The organism is Agromyces sp. NDB4Y10, assembly GCF_001620055.1.
Classification (GTDB): Bacteria; Actinomycetota; Actinomycetes; order Actinomycetales; family Microbacteriaceae; genus Agromyces; species Agromyces indicus.
Window position 1 is genome coordinate 1 of the sequence record NZ_LQGY01000034.1, and the last position, 19,411, is coordinate 19,411.

General features: G+C 72.2%; 21 protein-coding genes. 10 read left to right on the forward strand and 11 right to left on the reverse strand.

Annotated features, from left to right (window positions below):
• Positions 1 to 685, reverse strand: a 685-nt coding sequence (locus tag AVP42_RS08780) for an NYN domain-containing protein (protein WP_067948155.1), incomplete at its 3' end; no start/stop codon positions are given.
• A gap of 162 nt (positions 686 to 847) precedes the next feature.
• Here AVP42_RS08780 and AVP42_RS08785 point away from each other — a divergent pair.
• Positions 848 to 1,798 (forward strand): VCBS repeat-containing protein, encoded by a 951-nt coding sequence (locus AVP42_RS08785; RefSeq protein WP_067948157.1) that lies wholly within the window; start codon positions 848 to 850, stop codon positions 1,796 to 1,798.
• Positions 1,799 to 1,888: 90 nt separating this feature from the next.
• Positions 1,889 to 2,806, forward strand: coding sequence for a VCBS repeat-containing protein (locus tag AVP42_RS08790; protein ID WP_067948159.1), 918 nt, complete (start codon positions 1,889 to 1,891; stop codon positions 2,804 to 2,806).
• A gap of 20 nt (positions 2,807 to 2,826) precedes the next feature.
• Here the strand turns inward: AVP42_RS08790 and AVP42_RS08795 are convergent, their stop codons facing one another.
• Positions 2,827 to 3,780, reverse strand: coding sequence for a 2-hydroxyacid dehydrogenase (locus tag AVP42_RS08795; protein ID WP_067948161.1), 954 nt, complete (start codon positions 3,778 to 3,780; stop codon positions 2,827 to 2,829).
• Positions 3,781 to 3,839: 59 nt separating this feature from the next.
• Between AVP42_RS08795 and AVP42_RS08800 the strand changes: the two genes are divergently transcribed.
• Positions 3,840 to 4,475 carry a hypothetical protein gene (locus AVP42_RS08800; protein ID WP_067948162.1) on the forward strand — a complete coding sequence of 212 codons (636 nt, stop codon included), beginning with the start codon at positions 3,840 to 3,842 and terminating at the stop codon, positions 4,473 to 4,475.
• 35 nt (positions 4,476 to 4,510) lie between these two features.
• Here AVP42_RS08800 and AVP42_RS08805 read toward each other — a convergent pair whose 3' ends face one another.
• On the reverse strand, positions 4,511 to 5,941 hold the full coding sequence (locus AVP42_RS08805) for an MFS transporter (RefSeq protein WP_067948164.1): 1,431 nt from the start codon (positions 5,939 to 5,941) through the stop codon (positions 4,511 to 4,513).
• Positions 5,942 to 5,946: 5 nt separating this feature from the next.
• Positions 5,947 to 6,369: a MarR family winged helix-turn-helix transcriptional regulator gene (locus AVP42_RS08810; protein WP_067948166.1), complete on the reverse strand. Its 423-nt coding sequence runs from the start codon at positions 6,367 to 6,369 to the stop codon at positions 5,947 to 5,949.
• 94 nt (positions 6,370 to 6,463) lie between these two features.
• Between AVP42_RS08810 and AVP42_RS08815 the strand changes: the two genes are divergently transcribed.
• A complete protein-coding gene (locus AVP42_RS08815; protein ID WP_067948168.1) occupies positions 6,464 to 7,312 on the forward strand; it encodes an alpha/beta fold hydrolase in 849 nt (282 codons plus the stop codon).
• 137 nt (positions 7,313 to 7,449) lie between these two features.
• On the opposite strand, the gene AVP42_RS08820 is transcribed toward AVP42_RS08815, so the two are convergent.
• Positions 7,450 to 8,070, reverse strand: coding sequence for a histidine phosphatase family protein (locus AVP42_RS08820; RefSeq protein WP_067948170.1), 621 nt, complete (start codon positions 8,068 to 8,070; stop codon positions 7,450 to 7,452).
• A 74-nt stretch (positions 8,071 to 8,144) separates the two neighbouring features.
• Here AVP42_RS08820 and AVP42_RS08825 point away from each other — a divergent pair, with 74 nt between their 5' ends.
• Positions 8,145 to 9,194: a biotin/lipoate A/B protein ligase family protein gene (locus AVP42_RS08825; protein WP_067948172.1), complete on the forward strand. Its 1,050-nt coding sequence runs from the start codon at positions 8,145 to 8,147 to the stop codon at positions 9,192 to 9,194.
• Between the two features lie 83 nt (positions 9,195 to 9,277).
• Entirely contained in the window at positions 9,278 to 9,598 is a 321-nt protein-coding gene (locus AVP42_RS08830) for a hypothetical protein (protein ID WP_157356773.1), read from the forward strand.
• A 53-nt stretch (positions 9,599 to 9,651) separates the two neighbouring features.
• Here AVP42_RS08830 and AVP42_RS08835 read toward each other — a convergent pair whose 3' ends face one another.
• Entirely contained in the window at positions 9,652 to 10,158 is a 507-nt protein-coding gene (locus AVP42_RS08835) for a hypothetical protein (RefSeq protein ID WP_231878591.1), read from the reverse strand.
• A gap of 105 nt (positions 10,159 to 10,263) precedes the next feature.
• Between AVP42_RS08835 and AVP42_RS08840 the strand changes: the two genes are divergently transcribed.
• Complete coding sequence (locus tag AVP42_RS08840; protein ID WP_067948176.1) at positions 10,264 to 11,166, forward strand: site-specific DNA-methyltransferase; 903 nt, start codon at positions 10,264 to 10,266, stop codon at positions 11,164 to 11,166.
• 3 nt (positions 11,167 to 11,169) lie between these two features.
• Here the strand turns inward: AVP42_RS08840 and AVP42_RS08845 are convergent, their stop codons facing one another.
• The 5 genes from AVP42_RS08845 to AVP42_RS08865 form a co-directional block, all read right to left on the reverse strand.
• Positions 11,170 to 12,195, reverse strand: coding sequence for a LacI family DNA-binding transcriptional regulator (locus AVP42_RS08845; protein ID WP_067948178.1), 1,026 nt, complete (start codon positions 12,193 to 12,195; stop codon positions 11,170 to 11,172).
• Positions 12,196 to 12,252: 57 nt separating this feature from the next.
• Entirely contained in the window at positions 12,253 to 13,713 is a 1,461-nt protein-coding gene (locus AVP42_RS08850; RefSeq protein WP_067948180.1) for a GH1 family beta-glucosidase, read from the reverse strand.
• Complete coding sequence (locus tag AVP42_RS08855; protein WP_067948182.1) at positions 13,710 to 14,651, reverse strand: carbohydrate ABC transporter permease; 942 nt, start codon at positions 14,649 to 14,651, stop codon at positions 13,710 to 13,712. Before AVP42_RS08855 ends, AVP42_RS08850 begins: the two co-directional genes overlap by 4 nt.
• Before the next feature lie 2 nt (positions 14,652 to 14,653).
• The gene (locus AVP42_RS08860) at positions 14,654 to 15,631 is read right to left on the reverse strand and encodes a carbohydrate ABC transporter permease (protein ID WP_067948184.1); all 978 of its coding nucleotides are present in this window, start codon (positions 15,629 to 15,631) and stop codon (positions 14,654 to 14,656) included.
• Between the two features lie 83 nt (positions 15,632 to 15,714).
• Complete coding sequence (locus AVP42_RS08865) at positions 15,715 to 16,980, reverse strand: ABC transporter substrate-binding protein (RefSeq protein ID WP_067948304.1); 1,266 nt, start codon at positions 16,978 to 16,980, stop codon at positions 15,715 to 15,717.
• A 289-nt stretch (positions 16,981 to 17,269) separates the two neighbouring features.
• Here AVP42_RS08865 and AVP42_RS08870 point away from each other — a divergent pair, with 289 nt between their 5' ends.
• The 3 genes from AVP42_RS08870 to AVP42_RS08880 all read left to right on the forward strand — a co-directional run bounded on the left by AVP42_RS08870 (position 17,270) and on the right by AVP42_RS08880 (position 19,297).
• The gene (locus AVP42_RS08870; protein ID WP_067948186.1) at positions 17,270 to 17,944 is read left to right on the forward strand and encodes an amidase domain-containing protein; all 675 of its coding nucleotides are present in this window, start codon (positions 17,270 to 17,272) and stop codon (positions 17,942 to 17,944) included.
• Positions 17,944 to 18,762, forward strand: a complete 819-nt coding sequence (locus AVP42_RS08875; protein ID WP_067948188.1) for a M15 family metallopeptidase — start codon at positions 17,944 to 17,946, stop codon at positions 18,760 to 18,762. The genes AVP42_RS08870 and AVP42_RS08875 overlap by 1 nt, the downstream gene beginning before the upstream one ends.
• Positions 18,763 to 18,862: 100 nt before the next feature.
• On the forward strand, positions 18,863 to 19,297 hold the full coding sequence (locus AVP42_RS08880; protein ID WP_067948190.1) for a hypothetical protein: 435 nt from the start codon (positions 18,863 to 18,865) through the stop codon (positions 19,295 to 19,297).
• Positions 19,298 to 19,411 lie beyond the last annotated feature (114 nt).

Here is a 19,411-nt window from a genome sequence, read left to right on the forward strand (position 1 = left end):
GCCGGCGCCGCGCGGGCGCGGGCGCCGGCTCGGCCGCCGGCTCGGGCTCGGGCGCGCCGGTCGTCGACGACTTCGGCTCGGCGCCTCGCGACGTGGCGCGATCCTCGTCGTCCGCGACCGCCGCATCCGTGGCCAGCAGCGCGTCGTAGTCGGCGTACTCGTCGCACGCGGCGGTGAGCGCTCGACTCGTGCCGCCGGCCACGCCGATGCCGACGACGTAGCGGCCGAGCTTCTTGGCCTTCTGCGCGAGGGCGACGTAGTCGGAGTCGCCCGCGACGATCACGATGTGCGACAGGTCCTGGATCATGAAGAGGTCCTCGATCGCGTCGACCGAGAGCCGGATGTCGGCGCCGTTCTTCGTCGCCGAGAGCGGGAACAGCTGCACGAGGTCGACCGCACGGTCGATCAGCTGGCCGCGGTAGCTGGCGTTGACCGGCGTCGACCAGTCCGCGTAGGCGCGCGCGATCGCGATCGTGCCGAACGTCGCCGCGAAGTCGAGCACGGCGTCGATATCGACCGTGGCCTGCTGCAGGCGCTTCCACGCCTGGGTGCCCGGAGCGACCGTCTTGGTGCGGCTGGTGTCCTTGCGATACGAGCTGTCGCCGTGCAACTGGTCGTACCGGGAGATGACGATGTTGTCGAAGTCGAAGTAGAGCGCGACCCGGGGTTCTGCCGTAGTGGCCATGTCGACCTTCCGTCGGGGTGTCCTCCGATCGTAGGCCCCGTCCGTGATCGGCGCCGCCCGGTCGGCGCGGGCTCGGGGCTCGCGCGCCCGGATCATGGCGGCACCGCGACCACGCCGGTACCGTGGACGCACCCTGCTGACCCAACCCTGCTGGAGGTCGTCATGCCGCACCGTCCGCCGTCGGCCGCTCCCCGGTTCGTGCGTCTCCTCGCGACGGGCGCGGGCGCTGCACTCCTCCTCACCACGGCGATCACCGGCCCGCCGGCCGCCGCGATGCCCTCCGCCGCACCCGCGATGGCGCCCGTCCGACCCGTGATGGCGCCGCAGGTGCCGAACGGCGGGCCGGACCGCGACTTCGACGGCGACGGCGTCGCCGACGTGCTCGCCATCGGCGGGACCGGTGAACTCCTCCTCTACCGGGGCACCGAGGCCGGTCCGCTCCGCGCGGGTACCCGCGTCGGCAACGGGTGGGCCAACTTCGACCTCGTCTTCGCCGTCGGCGACTTCTCGGGCGACGGCCGCCCCGACGTGATGGCGCGCGACCTCGGCGGCGACCTCTTCCTGTACCGGGGCGACGGCAACGGCGGCTGGCTCGGCGGCGGTCGCGTCGGCTACGGCTGGCAGGGGTTCACCGCGATCCTCGGGGCGGGCGACTTCAACGGCGACGGGACGAGCGACGTGATCGGCCGCGACGCCTCCGGTCGACTCCTGCTCTATCCCGGCAACGGCGCCGGCGGGTGGCTGCCCACCACCCAGATCGGCTCGGGCTGGGGCCGGCTGAAGTTCCTCTCCGCGGCGGGGGACATGGACTTCGACGGAGCCGCCGACGTGCTCGCCGTCGCCTACGGCGAGGTCGAGGGTCCGGCCCCGGGCTGCGGCAGCGGCGCCGACCTCCTGCTCTACTCCGGCACCGGTCGCGGCGGCTTCGCCCGCTCCGGGGCGATCGGCTCGGGATGGTGCCCCTTCAACACCGTGATGGGCGGCGGCGACCGCGTCCTCATCGCCCGCGACGCCTCCGGTACCCTGCTCCGCTACGTGCGCACCGGACCCGCTTCGTGGGCGTCGCCCGTGGTCGTCGGCACCGGTTGGAGCAACCTGCGCATCGTCACCTGAGGTTCCGCGCGTGCTGGCAGATGCGGATGTACCCCGAAGAGGGGTACATTGAGCGAACCCTGCCGGATCCGGGACGTTCGGGAGACCCTGATGACTGCACTGCCGCACGCTCGCCACCGTCGTTCGCTGATCGCCCTCGCGGGCATCGCGGCCCTCGTCGGACCGCTCGTCGCCGTCGCCGCCCCGGCGACCGCCGCACCCCCTGGTGGGCCGGTCGCCGCCGTGGTCGCCGCGCCGGGCTCCGGCCCCGAGCGGGACTTCTCCGGTGACGGCATCGACGACACCCTCGCGATCAGCGAGTCGGGCGATCTGCTCATGTACCGCGCCACCGGCAGCGGTTCGCTGACGGGCGGCGTGCGGATCGGCACCGGTTGGAGCGGGTTCGACCGCGTCTTCGTCCCCGGCGACTTCACCGGCGACGGGCGCGCCGACGTGATGGCGATCAACGCGGCGGGCGACCTCTTCGTCTACCCCGGCAACGGCACGGGCGGGTGGCTCGCGCCGTACCAGGCGGGGCGCGGCTGGCAGGGGTTCATCTCGGTGTTCGGCGCCGGCGACCTCAACAGCGACGGCGCGCCCGATGTCGCCGCCCGCGACCCCCAGGGGCAGCTGCTGTTCTATCCCGGCAACGGCCGTGGCGGATGGCTGACGCCGCGGGTCATCGGCACCGGCTTCGCCGATTTCCAGCACGTGGTCGGCGGGGGCGACCTCGACTTCGACGGGCGCGCCGATCTCGTCTCCACCCCGAGCGCCAACGACGAGGGCCAGACGATCGCCTGCGGGTACGACCTGCTCCTCTACTCCGGCACCGGCGACGGGTCGCTGCGCAACAGCGGCCCGATCGGCTCCGGGTGGTGCACCTTCACCGCCGTGACCGGCGGTGATCGCGTGCTGATCGCGCGCGACCCGTCCGGCGTGCTCTGGCGGTACGTCCGCACGGGGCCGTCATCGTGGACCACCGGGAACGCGATCGGCTCCGGCTTCAACTCGGTCCGCCTCGTCGGCTGACCCGTCGGTCGCTCGGGCGATCAGGTGCGGAGCACGACGTTCCGCGGCTCCTCGCCGCGTCGCATCCGCTCGATCTGGTCTCGCAGCAGCCGCGCCATGCGCGGCATCATCGCGGTCGTGGCGCCGCCGACGTGCGGGGAGATCAGCACGTTCGGCAGCGCGAGGAGCGGGTGCCCGTCGGGCAGCGGCTCGGGATCGGTGACGTCGAGCGCGAAGCGGAGCCGCCCGCTCGACGCCTCGGCGAGGATCGCCTCCGTGTCGGCGACCGGCCCGCGAGCGACGTTCACCACGAGCGCACCGTCGGGCAGCGCGGCGAGGAACTCCGCGTCCACGAGGCGGGCCGTGGCATCCGTCAACGGCACGACGACGATCACGATCTCGGCCCGGGGGAGCAGCGCGGGCAGCTCGTCGATGCCGTGGACGCGGCCGACCTCGTCGTCGCGCGCACGGCTGGCGACGCGGGTCAGCTCGACTTCGAACGGCGCGAGGCGGGCCTCGATCGCCCGGCCCACGCCGCCGTAGCCGACGAGGAGCACGCGTCGGTCGGCGAGGCTCGCGTGGCGCGCCGGCGCCCATCGCCCCTCGGTCGCCGCTCGTACGAAGTCGGGCAGGCCGCGCTGCGCCGCGATCGCGAGGCCCACCGCGAGCTCGGCCGTCGAGGTCTCGTGCACGGATGCCGCGTTGGCGAACACGTGCCCCGGCGGCAGTGCCGCCGCGATGTCGTCGTACCCGATCGACTGCGACTGCACGAGGCCCACGTCGAGCCCCTCGAGGGCGCCGAGCCGGCCGGACGCCCCCATGTACGGCGGCACCACCACGTCGATGCGGCGACCGGATGCCGCGCCGGGGGGCGGACCGGCCAGGTCCCACTCGACCAGCTCGACCCCGTCGGGCACGCCGCCGGGCGTCTGTTCGAGCGCGCGACGGAGCGTCGCGCCGGGCACGGTGACGAGGAGGGGCCGGGTCTCGGTCATGCGACGATCCTCCCAGAACGTCCGCGCCGGCGACCGGCGCGGGTGGTACCGTGACGCGCATGGACGAGAGGGCGGGAGCGCCCGACGGGGTGGGCGCGGCGCCGGCGGGTCGTCCTGACGCGATCGACGTCGACGGTGCTGCGGTGGCGGGGCATCCCGCGCGTCACGGACGTGCCCATCGGCTCCACCGGGAGCGCTCGCGGCGGCCGCGCGAGGAGCTCGCTGAGGCGCTGAAGGAACGCGTGTACGCGAGCTTCACGGGCCTCGCGATCGTGCTCGTGCAGCTCGAGAACGTGGAGCACGTCGGGGCGGCCCGCGCCACCGCCACGCTGCTCATCGGCATCGTCGCGATCACCGCGGCGGGCTTCGTCGCCGACGTGGTCGCCCACGTCGCCGTGCACGGCGGATTCCCCGACCGCGCGGAGGTCGGCCGCATGCTGCGCGTCTCGGGCACCGCGATCGCCTCCGCTGCGGGACCGCTCGTGGTGCTGGCACTCGCCGCGTTCGGACTGTTCGACCTCGAGCCCGCGCTGCGAGCCGCCTCGATCCTCTACCTCGTGACGCTCGGCCTCATCGGGCTCGTCGCCGTGCGCCGCACGCGCGCCGAGTGGTGGAAGCAGTTGGTGGCGCTGGGCGCGCTGGTCGCCCTCGGTCTCGCGGTCGTCGCGCTGCAGCAGCTCGCGCACGGGCACTGATCCGCGCGGCGCGGCGGCCGCGCACCGCGCGCAGCTCACGCCCGGTCGGGTGCGGTTCCCGCTCGAGCCGGTCGACCGGGGGTCGGCCCGAGGGCGAGCGGGCCGGTGCGTCGCGCGGCGACGTGCGCCGCGGACGGCGCCGCGGTGGGCACCGCATCCGGCCGGGTGACCGCGACCGGGCGCGTGACCGGCACCGCGATCGCCGCGGTCGGCGCCTCGGCGTAGTCGAGCCCGAAGCGCGGCATCCACCCGTCTGCCGGATGCCGGACGACCCGCAGCCCGCGCGCGACGATGAGCCAGCCGATCCCGATCAGCGCGGCGATACCGGCCGCGACGGCGGCGACGCCGAGCGCCCAGCGCGGACCCCAGGCGTTCGCCACGGCGCCCACGATCGGCGCGCCGATGGGCGTGCCGCCGGAGAGGATCGCCATGTACAGCGCCATCACGCGGCCGCGCAGCAGCGGGTCGGTCGTGGTCTGCACGTAGCCGTTCGCCGTAGTCAGCATGGTCACCACGCTGAAGCCGATGAACACCGTCGACGCGGCGAACAGCCAGTACGTGGGCATGACGGAGGCCACCGTCGCGGCGACGCCGAAGAACGCGACCGCCGCGATGATGACGCGCATGCGGGCGCGCTCGCGCTTGGCGGCGAGCAGCGCGCCGGTGAGCGAACCGATGGCGAGGATCGACGACAGCAGCCCGTACTCGCCTGCGCCGCGGCCGAACTCGACGGCCATGGTCGAGGCGAAGATGGGGAAGTTCATGCCGAACGCGCCGACGAGGAACACGATGACGAACACGACCATGAGGTCGGGGCGGCCTGCGGCGTAGCGGAAGCCGGCGACGAACTGGCCGCGCTCGCGCGGCGCCCGCGGCATCCGTCGCAGCCTCGAAACGCGCAGCTTGGCGAGCGCCACGAGCACCGCCACGAACGTGATCGCGTTGATGACGAACACCCAGCCGGAGCCGACGAGGACGATGAGCAGGCCCGCGAGCGCCGGCCCGATCATGCGGGCGGCGTTGAACGAGGCGGAGTTCAGGGCGACCGCGTTCGACATGTTCGACGATGACACGAGGTCGGCGACGAACGTCTGGCGGGCGGGCAGGTCGACGGCGTTGACGATGCCGAGGAGGCCGGCGAAGCCGTAGAGGTGCCACAGCTCGGCGTGGCCGAAGATGAGCAGCGCGCCGAGGGCGAGGCCGAGCGCCATGAGCGCCGACTGCGTGAACATGAGGACCTTGCGCCGCTCGAACCGGTCGGCGATGAGCCCGGTGACGGGCACGAGCAGGAGCTGGGGCGCGAACTGCAGCGCCATCGTGATGCCGACGGCGAACGCGTCGTTGTCGGTCAGCTCGGTGAGCACGACCCAGCTCTGGGCCGTGGCCTGCATCCAGGCGCCGATGTTGGAGATGAGCGCGCCGACGAACCAGATGCGGTAGTCGACCGACGCGAGGGAGCGGAACATGGCTTTCACAGGGTGGCGAGGTCTCCCATCAGTTCGGCGGCTCGGGCGAGGGTGGCGCGATCCTCCTTCGACAGGTCTCGAAGGCGCGTGGTGAGCCACGCGTCGCGCTGCTTGAGGGTGGTGGTGACGATGTCGCGGCCGGTCCCGGTGAGGCGGATGTTGCTGCGCCGCCGGTCGGCCTCGTCGGCCTCGCGCACGAGGTAGCCGGACTCCTCGAGGCAGTTGACCGTGCGGTTCATCGAGGGCGCGGACACGCGCTCGTGCTCGGCGAGCTGCGTCAGCGTGAGCGGCCCGTGCTTGTGCAGCCAGCCCAGCACCGCGAACTGCCCGTCGGACAGGCTCGGGTCGACCCGCTCGGCGCGGAGCCGGCGGGCCAGTCGCAGCGTCGACATGCGGAGCGCGGTGCTCTGCTCGGCGATCGTCCCCATGGGTTCCTTAGCATAACAAATTAGCAATGCTAAGTAAAGCGGATGCCGCGCGGCGCCCGCCGCACCGCCCCCGGGTCGATGACAAGATGAGCGCATGGCGACGTTCACCGATCCGTACGGGGTTCGCATCCACTACGAGCACTGGCGCGTGCCCGAGCCGGTCGCGGTCGTGCAGCTCGTGCACGGCGTCGGCGAGCACATCGGCCGCTACGGCGAACTCGTCGCCGAGCTGAACGCCGCCGGGTACTCGGTGTGGGCCGACGACCACCGGGGTCACGGCCAGACCGGGTTCGAGCAGCACGGCGGCGACCTCGACCGCATGGGCCGGCTCGGTCCCGGCGGGCTGCGCGCCGCCATCGACGACGTGCACCGCTTCACGGGCGTCATCCGCGAGACCGAGGGCGACGAGGTGCCTCTCGTGCTGCTCGGCCACTCCTGGGGCTCGCTCATGGCGCAGATCATCGTCAACCGCTCCGCCGAGGAGTACGACGCCGTCGTCCTCAGCGGCACCGCGTACCGGATGCCGCCGCACATGAACTCGGGGGACCTCAACCGCCGACACCGCCACCTCGGCACGACCGGCCTCGAGTGGCTGTCGCGCGACCCGGCCGTCGCCGAGGCGTTCGTGCGCGACCCGTACACCACCGCCGTCCCGCTGCAGGAGCTCTTCGGACTCATCGAGGCCGCCCGGCTGGTGGGCCGCCCGCGCCGGTCGCTGCCCGCCGAGCTGCCCGTGCTCATCATGGTCGGCTCCGACGACTCGCTCGGCGGCGAGCAGAGCGCAGTCCGGCTCGCGAACGCGTACGCCCGTCGGTCGGGCCTCGTCGACGTCACCCTCGTGGTCTACGACGGCGCCCGCCACGAGATCTTCAACGAGACCAACCGCGAGGAGGTCCGCGCCGACCTCGTCCGCTGGCTCGACGAGCGCTTCGCCGTCGACTGAACCCCTTTTCAGGAGCGCTGCGGGCGTGTCCTGCCGACCGTCGGCGTGTCGTCCTGAGAAACCCGCCGAAACGGCCGTCGGTCCTGAAAAAGCACGTGCCCGAGAAGAAGCACGTGCCCGAGCGAGCGGATGGCGGGTCAGGGGCGAGGCGGGATGTTGAAGCCGAGCAGGCGGGCGCGGCGCTCGCCGCCGAGTTCCTCGAACCGCAGGATCGTCGGCGCGCAGTTCCCGACGACCGGGAACAGCTCCCGGTAGCGGTCGGGGTCGATGCCGAGCAGCTCGCACAGCACGAGCCGCATGAGCGTCGCGTGCGTGACCACGAGTACGCGCCCGTGCGGGAACTCGTCCACGAGCTCGAGCAGCGCCGGCAACGCCCGCGCGACGCCCTCGACCCCCGACTCGCCGGCGGGCATCGGCTGGCGGGCCGGATGCCGCTCGAAGGCCGCCCACTCCGCCGGCATCCGCTCGTCGAGCTCGCCCGGGGTGAGGCCCTCGCCCGCGCCGAAGTCGATCTCCACGAGCCGCGGGTCGATCCGCACGTCGAGGCCGGTGGCGGCCGCGGACGGCGCCGCCGTGAGCCGAGCCCGCTGCAGCGGTGAGGCGACGACCGCCGAGAGGCGCGCCCTGGCGGCCCACTCGGCGAGCTCGTCGGCCTGCGCGCGTCCGTGGTCGGTGAGCTCCACGTCGGACGAGCCCGCGTACCGGTGCTCGGCGTGCCAGACGGTCTCGCCGTGGCGGACGAGGAGGAGCGTGCTCATCGCGGCATCCGTTCTGTCGTCGGATCGGACCTGGCCCGAGCCTACGCCCGGCCCCGGGTCCGTAGGCTGGGCCCATGCACGGTGAGTACAAGGTTCCCGGCGGCAAGCTCGTGGTCGTCGACCTCGACGTGGTCGACGGCGCGATCCGCAACCCGCGCGTCGCGGGCGACTTCTTCCTCGAGCCCGACGAGGCGCTCGACGACCTCAATGCGGCGCTCGACGGGCTGCCCGCGGCATCCGAGGCGAAGCAGATCGCCGCGGCGATCACCAAGGGGCTGCGGGCCGACGCCGTCATGCTGGGCTTCTCGCCCGAGGCGGTCGCCGTCGCCGTGCGCCGGGCGTTGACGGATGCCACCACCTGGGCCGACTACGAGTGGGAGATCGTCCACGATCCCGCCGTGTCGCCGCGCCTGCACCTCGCGCTCGACGAGGTGCTCGCCACGCGGGTCGGCGAGGGGCGCCGCAAGCCCACGCTGCGGTTCTGGGAATGGGAGGAGTCGGCCGTCGTCATCGGCTCGTTCCAGTCCGTGCGCAACGAGGTCGACCCCGACGGCGCGGCGAAGTACGGCTTCGACGTGGTGCGCCGCATCTCGGGCGGCGGCGCGATGATGATGGAGAAGGGCAACGTCGTCACCTACTCGCTGTACGTGCCCGCCGAGCTCGTGCAGGGCATGAGCTTCGCCGACTCGTACGCGTTCCTCGACGACTGGGTGCTGCAGGGGCTGCGGGCGCTCGGCATCGAGGCGACGTACCAGCCGCTGAACGACATCGCGAGCCCCGCCGGCAAGATTGGCGGCGCCGCGCAGAAGCGCCTCGGATCGGGCGGCGTGCTGCACCACGTGACCATGGCGTACGACCTCGACAACGAGAAGATGCTCGAGGTGCTGCGCATCGGGCGCGAGAAGATCAGCGACAAGGGCATCGCGTCGGCCGCGAAGCGCGTCGACCCGCTGCGTTCGCAGACGGGCCTCGCGCGGGCCGAGATCATCGAGCGGCTGAAGCAGACGTTCGCCGAGCTGTACGGTGCGACGTCCGGTTCGGTGACCGCCGACGAGCTCGCCGAGGCGGAGGCGCTCGTGGCCTCGAAGTTCGCGACCGAGGAGTGGCTGCAGCGCGTGCCGTGAGCCGCGTCGCCTCCTGCGAAACCCGTGGCCCCGGCTGGGGAACCGCTGAACGTGAGCGGATGTCACGCCGTTAGACTCGCCGGGTGGATTGGTGGATGGCGTTGCTCATCGCCGGCGCGGTGCTCGCGTTCGGCGCGCTCGCGGTGCGCCTGCGCTGGATCGACCTGTCGGACAAGACCAAGCAGGGCAAGCCGAGCGGCTCGGCCGTCCTCATGATCGGCGACGAGGTGTTCGCCCCGCGCAAGTACGAGGCGCAGGTCGAGGTCGACCGCCAGGCGCGCCTGCCCGTCCCGGCGCCGGTGCCCGGCGACGGCGACAAGGGCATCTCCTACGCGGCGGCCGACGCCGGCGACAACGACCCGGACCGGTTCCGCGGTCGCATCCGCCTCGACGTCGAGCGCTGAGGCGCGGCATCCGCTGACGCGGAGCGCGCGCGGCCGCATCGCCGCAGCGCGCCCTAGGCGTCGACGAGCGTCGCCCCCCACTCGCGCGCCCGCGTGAGCTCACCGTCGGCGACGGGGCCCGAGTAGCCGTGCACCCCGAACGTCACCGGGTGGTCCACCGGCCGGAACCCCTTCGAGACGAGCTTCTTCAACGCCTTCTTCGCGGCCGAACCGGGAAGGCGCGGCTTCACCGTGCGCGTGTCGAAGGTCGCGACCGCGATCGGCGACGACGGCGGGGCGAGCGCGTCGAGCCACTCGCGGATCCCGCGCGCGGGAATCGTCGTCGCTCCCTGCTGGCGGGCGGACTCGCGCGTGGACTCGGTGGTCATCGAGAACGCGTGCGTCGGCCCGCCGACGATGACGAGGTCCACGTCGGGGTCGATCTCGTCCGCCGCCGAGACGGCCTCGACCACGTCGACCGCGTCCACGCCCTCGCTCGACCGCAACCCCTCGGCGATCGCACGCGCGAGCTCGCCCGTGTTCCCCCAGATCGTCTCGTACACCACCAGCGCGCGCATCATGCTCCTCGCTCCTTCGTTCGGGTCCTGGCGGGCCACGTTACGGCGGCGCGTGCCGTGCCGAGTGGGACCTTCGGCCGGTGGCGTGCGCACTGGCAGACTTGACCGGTGCCCGTCGCCGAGCCCGACCGCGTCATCCACGCCGACAACCTCGACGTGCTGCCGACGCTCGCCGACGGCTCGTTCACGCTCGTCTACCTCGATCCGCCGTTCAACACGGGGCGGGCGCAGTCACGGCAGTCCACCCGGCACGTGCGGCAGGGCGCGACGGATGCCGCGGTGCCGGCGCCGTCCGGCACCATCACCGGGTTCGCCGGCAAGCGGTACGAGCGCATCCGGGGCGACCTCATGCGGTACGACGACCGGTTCGACGACTACTGGGGCTTCCTCGAGCCGCGGCTGGTGGAGGCGTGGCGGTTGCTCGCCGACGACGGCACCCTCTACCTCCACCTCGACTACCGCGAGGCGCACTACGCCAAGGTGCTGCTCGACGCGCTGTTCGGGCGGGAGTGCTTCCTCAACGAGCTCATCTGGGCCTACGACTACGGCGGGAAGTCGAAGCGCCGCTGGCCGACGAAGCACGACACGATCCTCGTCTACGTGAAGGATCCGGAGCGGTACTTCTTCGACTCGGCCGCCGTGGATCGGGAGCCGTACATGGCGCCCGGTCTCGTCACGCCCGAGAAGGCGGCGGCGGGGAAGCTGCCGACCGACGTGTGGTGGCACACGATCGTCTCGCCGACCGGCCGCGAGAAGACGGGGTATCCGACGCAGAAGCCCGAGGGCGTGCTGCGTCGGATCGTGCAGGCGTCGAGCCGGCCCGGCGACTGGGTGCTCGACGCGTTCGCGGGGTCCGGCACGACGGGCGCCGTCGCGCGGTCGCTCGACCGGCGGTTCGTGCTGATCGACGAGCACGCGGACGCGATCGACGTCATGCGCCGCCGGTTCGCGGAGGCCGGCGGCATCCGCTTCGAACGCCCGACGCCGACCGACGCGGCCGCCGGAGCCTGAGGCCTACGCCGACGCGCGACGCACGAGCCGCGTCGCCATGATGTTGCGATGCGGCACGTCCTCGCCGGCGAGCAGGCGCAGGAGCAGGTCGGCCATGAGGTAGCCCATCTCCTCCGAGGGCTGGTGCACGGTCGTCAGCGGGATCGCCGACGACGTGGCCGCGGGGCTGTCGTCGTAGCCGACCACGGCGATGTCCTCGGGCACCCGCCGGCCGCGCTCGCGGAGCACCGAGAGCGCGCCCGTGGCCATGAGGTCGCTCGCGACGAACAGCCCGTCGAGGTCGGGTGCGCGGTCGAGGAGTCGCCGGGTGGCATCCACCGCGCCGGCGACCGAGAAGTCGGCGGTCTCGACCGCGTCGTCGGGCAGGCCGGCGGTCGCGACCGCGCGCCGGTAGCCCTCGAGCCGGTCGACGGCGGCGGGCATGTCGAGCGGACCCGTGATGGTGCCCACGCGCCGGCGGCCGATCGCCAGCAGCCGCTCGGTGGCGGTCATGCCGCCCTCGATGTTGTCGACGTCGACGAAGATGTCGTCGTCGGTGATGTTGGGCGGCCGGCCGCCGAACACCATCGGCATCTCGTGCGCGGCCTCGTGCAGCGAGTGGTCGCCCTCGTGGTGCGAGACCACGAGCGCGCCGTCGACGACGCCGGATCGCAGGTACCGGAGGGTCTTGCGCGTCGGGTCGCTCGTCGACAGCAGCAGGTTGAGCAGGTACTCGCTGACGTCGAGCCGGCGCGTGATGCCCTGCACGATCGCGGCGAAGTACGGGTCGCCGAAGAACCGGGTGGTGTCCTCCGGCACGACGAGCGCGATCGCGCCCGACGTGCGGCTCGCGAGCGAGCGCGCCGCCCGGTTGGGAACGTAGTTGAGCTTCGCGATCGCCTCGTTGACCACGCGCACGACCTCGGGCGAGACCTTCGGCGAGCCGTTCACGACGCGGCTCACGGTCGCACGCGACACGTTGGCCTCTCGCGCGACCATCTCGAGGGTCGGCGCGGGCGGACGCGCCCCGGACCCGATCACCCCCTGCATGCCGTCAGTCTATTTCCGGGTGGCACGCGGTGGTCGGGTCCGGGGGTCCGGCGGGGGTCAGCGAGCGGATGCCGCGGGCAGCGCGCGGTCGCGGATGACGGCCTGGTACGCCAGGCCGCTGTCCTTGATGGTGCGCTCCTGGGTCTCGTAGTCGACCCGGACGATGCCGAACCGCTTGTCGTAGCCCCAGGCCCACTCGAAGTTGTCGAGGATCGACCAGTAGAAGTAGCCGTGCACGGGCGTGCCCTCGTCGATCGCGTCGAGGATCGACGACAGGTGCGAGAGCAGGAAGCCGGTGCGCTCGACATCGTGCACGGCCCCGTCGGGCGACACCTCGTCGTCGTAGGCGGCGCCGTTCTCGGTCACGAACAGGCGCACCCCGGCCGGCCCGGTGTACTCCCGGTGCACCCGGCCGAGCAGTTCGCGGAGGCCGTCGGGCTGCACCTCCCAGCCCATGCCCGTGCGCGGCAGGCCCTGCGAGTGGAAGTGCACGCCCTCGGCGGCGGGGAACGGCGACCGGGTCGGCCGGTCGGTGGGCGCCTGGCCCTCGACGGGGTTCGCCGCCGGACGGTCGCTCACGTACTCCCCGTGGTAGTAGTTCACGCCGAGCGCGTCGATCGGCGACGAGATCACCTCGAGGTCGCCGGGCTGCACGACCGCGTCGAGGCCCAGGGGCCCGACGTCCGCGAGCAGGTCGTCGGCGTAGTGCCCGCGGAAGAGGGGGTCGAGGAAGACGCGGTTGAACTGCCCGTCGATGCGGCGGGCCGCGTCGAGGTCGCCGGGGTGGGCCGGGTCGACGGGCTTCGCGACCGTGAGGTTCAGGGTGATGCCGAGGTCGAGCGAGGCGTCGCGCTCGCGCAGCGCCTGCACGGCGAGGCCGTGGCCGAGCAGCAGGTGGTGGGCCGCGGCGAGGCCCGCCGCGACATCCTGCCGGCCCGGCGCGTGCGCACCGCCCGTGTAGCTGAGGAACGACGAGCACCACGGCTCGTTGAGCGTCGTCCAGATGCCCACGCGGTCGCCGAGCGCGTCGTGCACGCTCAGCGCGTAGTCGCGGAACCGGTACGCGGTGTCGCGGTTCGCCCAGCCGCCCTGCTCCTCGAGGGCCTGCGGCAGGTCCCAGTGGTAGAGGGTGAGCCACGGCGTGATGCCCGATTCGAGGAGCTCGTCGACGAGGCGCGAGTAGAAGTCGACGCCCTTCGGGTTGACGGGCCCGCCGTCGGGACGCACGCGCGCCCACGACGTCGAGAACCGGTAGGCGTTGAGGCCGAGCTCGCGCATGAGCGCGACGTCGTCGCGGTAGCGATGGTAGTGATCGCACGCGACGTCGCCGTTGTCGGCGTTGACCACGGCGCCGGGCACGCGGCTGAAGGCGTCCCAGATGGAGTCCGTGCGCCCGTCCTCGTGGGCGGCGCCCTCGATCTGGTAGGCGGCCGCGGCCGCCCCGAGGAGGAAGCCCTCGGGGAAGCGGCGGACCGCCGCGGCGATCGGTTCGGCGGCGGGGTGGGTGGTGATGGTCATCCCTTGACGGCTCCTTGCATGATTCCGGAAACGAGCTGCTTGCCCGCGACGACGAACAGCAGCAGCAGCGGGAGGGTCGACAGCAGCACGCCGGCGAGCACGATCGAGTAGTCCACGAAGTGGTTGGACTGCAGGAGCGAGAGCGCGACGGGCAGGGTCGGGTCGCTGCGGTCGAGCACGATGAACGGCCAGAAGAAGTTGTTCCAGGCCGTCACGAACGTGAACAGGGCGAGCATGGCGGCAGCGGGCCGGGCGGCGACGACGCCGACGGTCCAGAACGTGCGGATCATCGATGCGCCGTCGACGCGCGCGGCCTCGATGAGCTCGTCCGGCACGGCCTGGCGCAGGTACTGCGTCATCCAGAACACGCCGAAGGCGCTCGTGAGGGCCGGGACGATGATCGCCCCGATCGTGCCCGTCCAGCCGAGGTCGGCGAACAGGATGTACAGCGGCACCACGCCGAGCTGCATCGGCACGGCCATGGTCGCGACGACGAACACCAGCAGCGGCTTCGACCCGGGGAACCGCAGCTTGGCGAAGGCCCAGCCGGCGAGCGTCGAGGTGACGACGACGGATGCCGCGATGAGGGCCGAGCTGTAGATCGAGTTCCACAGCGCGGGCCAGAAGTTCACGGCCGGGTCGTTGACGACCGTCGCCGCGTTCTTCAGGAAGTTCCCGCCGGGGATCCACGACATGTCGGGGTCGTTCAGCGTCGACGCGTCGCCCGACCCGATGAGGAAGGACCAGTAGAAGGGGAACAGCGAGGCCAGGAGCACGGCCGTGAGGCCGCCGTACACCCAGAAGCCGGCGCGGGCGCCGCGGATGCGCGTGGTGCGCTGGCGGCCGCGGGGCGCCCGGCCACGCGGCATCCGCTCGGCTGCGCCCGGCGTCGCCTCGGGGGCGGGCGCCGAGGCGGGGGAGGTGTCGAGTGCGGTCATGGCTATCGCCGCCCTTCGTCGCGCACGAGTCGCCTCGTGACGAGCAGGTTGATGAGGCCGATGATCAGGATGATGAGGAACAGGATCCAGGCGAGCGCGGCCGCCCGGCCGAAGTTCCACTGGCCCCAGCCGATGTCGTAGAGGTAGAGCGTGATCGTGAGCCACTGCTGCGCGGCGCCGCCGCGGCCGAACTGGTCGTACATGCGCGGCTCGTCGAAGATCTGCAGGCCGCCGATCGTCGAGGTGATGATCACGAAGATGAGCGTGGGCTTCAGCGACGGGAGGGTGATGCTCCAGAACTGGCGGAACGCGCCCGCGCCGTCGACCTTGGCCGCCTCGTAGTAGTCGCGCGGGATCGCCTGCATGGCCGCGAGCAGGATCAGGGTGTTGTAGCCGGTCCAGCGGAAGTTCACCATCGTCGCGATCGCGACGTGGCTCCAGAACGGGTCCTTGTGCCACGGGATCGGGCTGATGCCGATGTCGGCGAGCACGTTGTTCACGAGCCCGTGGTTGTCGCCGAACATGTTGCTGAAGATCAGCGCGACGGCGACGGGCGCCATGACGAACGGCACGAGCACGCCCATGCGCCAGAAGGTCCTGGCGCGGATGTTGCGGTCGAGCATGGCGGCGATGAACAGCGCGACGATGAGCTGCGGCACGCTCGAGAGCAGGAAGATGCTGAAGGTGTTGCGCAGGGCGGTCCAGAACTGCGGCTGGCCGAGGATCCACGCGTACTGGTCGAAGCCGATGAACTCGCCGGAGTTGCGGACCAGGTCCCAGTCCATGAACGAGATGACGGCCGTGAACACGATCGGGAAGAGCCCGACGATCGCGAACATGATGAAGAACGGCGAGATGTAGAGGTACGGCGAGACCTTCAGGTCCCAGCGGCTGAGCCGCTGGCTGAACGAGATCACGCGCGGCTGGCGGGGCGGTCCGCTCGTCGGTGCGGCGGGCGGCCTGGTGGCGGTGGCGGTCACGGGGACTCCCGGTGTGTGCGGTGGGCGATCGAGGGCGGGTGGGGGCCGTGCGGGCGCGCGGCCCCCACCCGGTCAGCGGGGGACTAGAAGGCGCTGACCTCGGTGACCCACGTGTTCCACGAGGTCGTCTGGTCCTCGACGCCGTCGAAGACGCGGGTGACCGCGTTCTGCAGGGCGTCGTGGAACTGGAAGAACTTCGGGCCCTTGAAGGTCGCGACGGTCACGGCCTCGGCGCGGGCGATGCCGATCTCACCGGTGGGGGCGTCGTTGAAGTACTCGTTGGTGAAGGCGGTGAGGTCCTCGTCGGCGTACGACTCGGTCTGGCTCGGGAAGGTGCCGGCGTTGGCGAACGCCTTGACCTGCTGCTCGGGCGCGGTGAGCCAGTCGGCGAGCTTCAGCGCCTCCTCGACGTGCTTGCCGTTGGCCGGGACGGTCAGGTACGAGCCGCCCCAGTTGCCGCCGCCGCCGGGGAAGACGTCGGCGACGTCCCAGCCCTCGATCTCGGGCGCGTTGCCGGAGATCACGCCGTGCATCCAGCCCGGGCAGAGCATGGCGGCGAACTCGCCGTTGGCCATCGAGGCGAACCAGTCGTCGCTCCACTGGCCGGCGTAGGCCGAGATCGGCACGGCGCGCTCGACGACGGTGTTGTACGCCTCCTCGATGTCGGCGTTCTCGGTCGCGACGATGGTGCCGTCCGGCTCCTCGTACGCGGTCTCGAGCTGGTTCACGATGCCCTGGAGGACCGAGTTCGCGGAGTCGATGAACGGCTTGCCCGTGGCGGCGGTGTACTGGTCGGCGACGTCGAAGAAGTTCTCCCAGTCGCCCTCGAGCAGGGCGGCGACCTCGCCGCGGTCGGTCGGGAGGCCGGCGGCCTCGAACAGGTCGGCGCGGTAGCAGACGCCCTGCGGGCCGATGTCGGTGCCGAAGCCCACGAGGCGGCCCTCGGCGTCGGTGGCTGCGGCCTCCTTCCAGTCGAGCCAGCGGCCCTTGGCGCTGTCGGGCACCTCGGCGAGCAGGTCGGAGTACTGCATCGCCTCGGTGAACCAGTCGACCTCGACGGCCTCGATGTCGGCGAGGCCCTCCTTGCCGAGCTTCTGGAAGTAGTTGGCGCGCGCGTCGTTGGAGGTGGCGGCGCGGTTGTGGACGATGGTGACGTCCGGGTTCTCGTCCATGTACTCCTGGAGGAGCTCGTCGGTGTACCCGAAGTCGTTGAACGTGGCGATGGTCAGCTCGACCGGGCCGCCCTCCTCCGAGGCGCTGTCGGCGCCCGAGGCGCAGCCGGTGGCGATGAGGGCGAACGAAGCGGCGCCGGCGACGGCCGCGAACGCCTTGGTGCGTCGTGAAAGCATCACGGTCACTCCCTTGTGTGCGTGGTTGACGGGGGCCTCGCGAGCACGCGTCACCGAGTGGTGAGAGCGCTCTCACGATGCGGTTCCCGATGCTAGGGACCCGGAATGCGACTTGTCAAGAGAGCGCTCTCACAGATGTCGCGCCGTGACCTGATCGTGACCGGCGGGGCGCGGCATCCCGCGGCGTCGGGGAGCCCGCCGCCGGTCCCGGCGTCTGCCCACCTCGCACTCAGGCCCAGCGGATGCCGCTCCCGGCGTCCTCGGAGCCGGCGCGGTTAGCGTGGCCCGCGTGATCCGAACCCTCCTCGCCGCCGGCTTGGCCGCGGGACTCGCGCTGTGCGCGACCGGCTGCGCCGGCATCCCCCCGCTGCCGCCGCAGGCGACCTCGCCCGACGCCGCCGCCTCCGTGCCGCGCGCCGGCGTCGCGGGTTCGGGCGAGCGGTCGGACGTCGAGTCCGAGTACGTCGCGGACGAGACGTCGGACCCGGCCGTGCTGGCGCAGCTCGAGTACGTCCTCGCATACTGGTCGGATTACAACGACGAGGAGTGGGGCGTGCTCGAGGGCAACGACTGCGTGAACTTCGCCAGCCAGGCGCTGGTCGTCCGCGGCTGGGAGCAGGACGACGAGTGGTTCCACGGTGGTGACCCCTACGCGTCCAGCCCGACCTGGCGCAGTTCTACGGCGATGCACGAGTGGCTCTCGACCCGCCCCGACCTCGCGACGCCGCTCGACGACTCGGATCGTGCCGACGTGCAGCTCGGCGACCTCGTCCAGTTCGACTGGGACGACTCGGGGGACCGCGACCACACCGGCATCGTCACGCGCATCGAGCGCAGCGACGACGGCGACGTGAAGGTCTACTTCGCCGGGCACACGCGCGACAGCGACTACCGCGACGTCGACGTGGCCATCACGGAGGAGCACCCCGGGGCCTCGGTCTACTACTGGCGCCTGGCCGGCTGATGTCGGAGGGAACCGGACCCAGCCCCGAGGTGCAGCGACGACGGCTCATCGTGGCGTCCGTGCTCAGCGTCGTCCTGATCATCGGCTCGTTCACCGCGCTCATCGCGACGGGCGCCGGGACGGCCGGTCGCGGGGCCGACGGCGAGCCCGCGGCATCCGCCGAGGCGACGCTCGCCCCCGCGACCGAACGCCCCGCGCCCGCCGAGACCGCCACGCCGGAGCCGGTGGTGCCCGCGTTCGACAAGGGTGCGCACTCGATCGACGACCCCGCGAGCATCTGGGTCGTCGTCGACAAGCTGCGCCCGCTGCAGCCGCAGGACTACGAGCCGGCCGACCTCGTCGCCGTGCCCGTCGCCCACACCTGGGAGCCGCTGCTGCGCCAGGAGGCGGCCGACGCCGCCGTCGCCATGTTCGACGCCGCCGCGCAGGAGGCCGGTCTCGCGCTCGCCTCGAACAGCGCCTACCGCTCGTACGGCGCCCAGGAGAGCATCTACGCCGGCGACGACGACCTCACCGCACGCCCCGGCTTCAGCGAGCACCAGACCGGACTCGCCATCGACATCGGCCCCGAGTCGGGCGTGTGCTCGCTCGACGTGTGCTTCGCCGACACGCCCGAGGGGCAGTGGCTGCGCGACAACGCCCACCGGTTCGGGTTCATCCTGCGCTACCCGGCCGACAAGCAGGCGGTGACCGGGTACCAGTTCGAGCCGTGGCACTTCCGCTACGTCGGCACGGACCTCGCGGCCGAGATGCGGACCCAGGGCATCACGACGCTCGAGGAGTTCTTCGGCCTCCCGCCGGCCCCCGAGTACGGCTGAGCGTTCACCCGGTTCCCAGCCAGTGCGAGGGATCCTCACACGGCGCCGTGTTCTCATGGTCATGTCCCCCTTAATGCCGACATGAGAACCCCCGCCCACCGTGCCTCGTAAGATCCTCCTCCCCACGTTCCGCCGCTCGACCTTCCGCGCCCCCGATCCCGAGGCCGCCGCGCGCTTCGACCTCGCCCTGCCCGGGGCCAGCGTCGACGACGACCGCCGACCCGCCGCCGAACTCGCCGAGCTCGACGACCTGCGGAGCCAGTCGATCGAGACGGCACTGCTCGAGCAGCGGCGACTCGTCGAGGAGCGCCTCGCCGCCGAGGCGGCCGAGGACCGCGCGGCGGCGGCGCGTCGCCACGGCCTCGCCGGCGAGCAGGCGGCCACCGGAACGAGCGCACCGCGGCCGCAGGTCGCCCGGTCGTCGTTCGTCGCCGGGCCCGCGGGGGAGCGCCCGCGGCATCCGCGCCACCGCGCCGACCGCGTCGGCAACCGCCGCCCGACGAGCGGCCCCCGCCGCACCGTCGTCGTGGGCTGACGCCCGACCGCGTCCAGCGAGCGACCCTCCGGCCCTCACCGCATTCCCAGCAAGCCGTAGCGAATCGTCAACCTCGCGACCATATGATCCGCGAGGGGGCGGCATTCCGGCGCC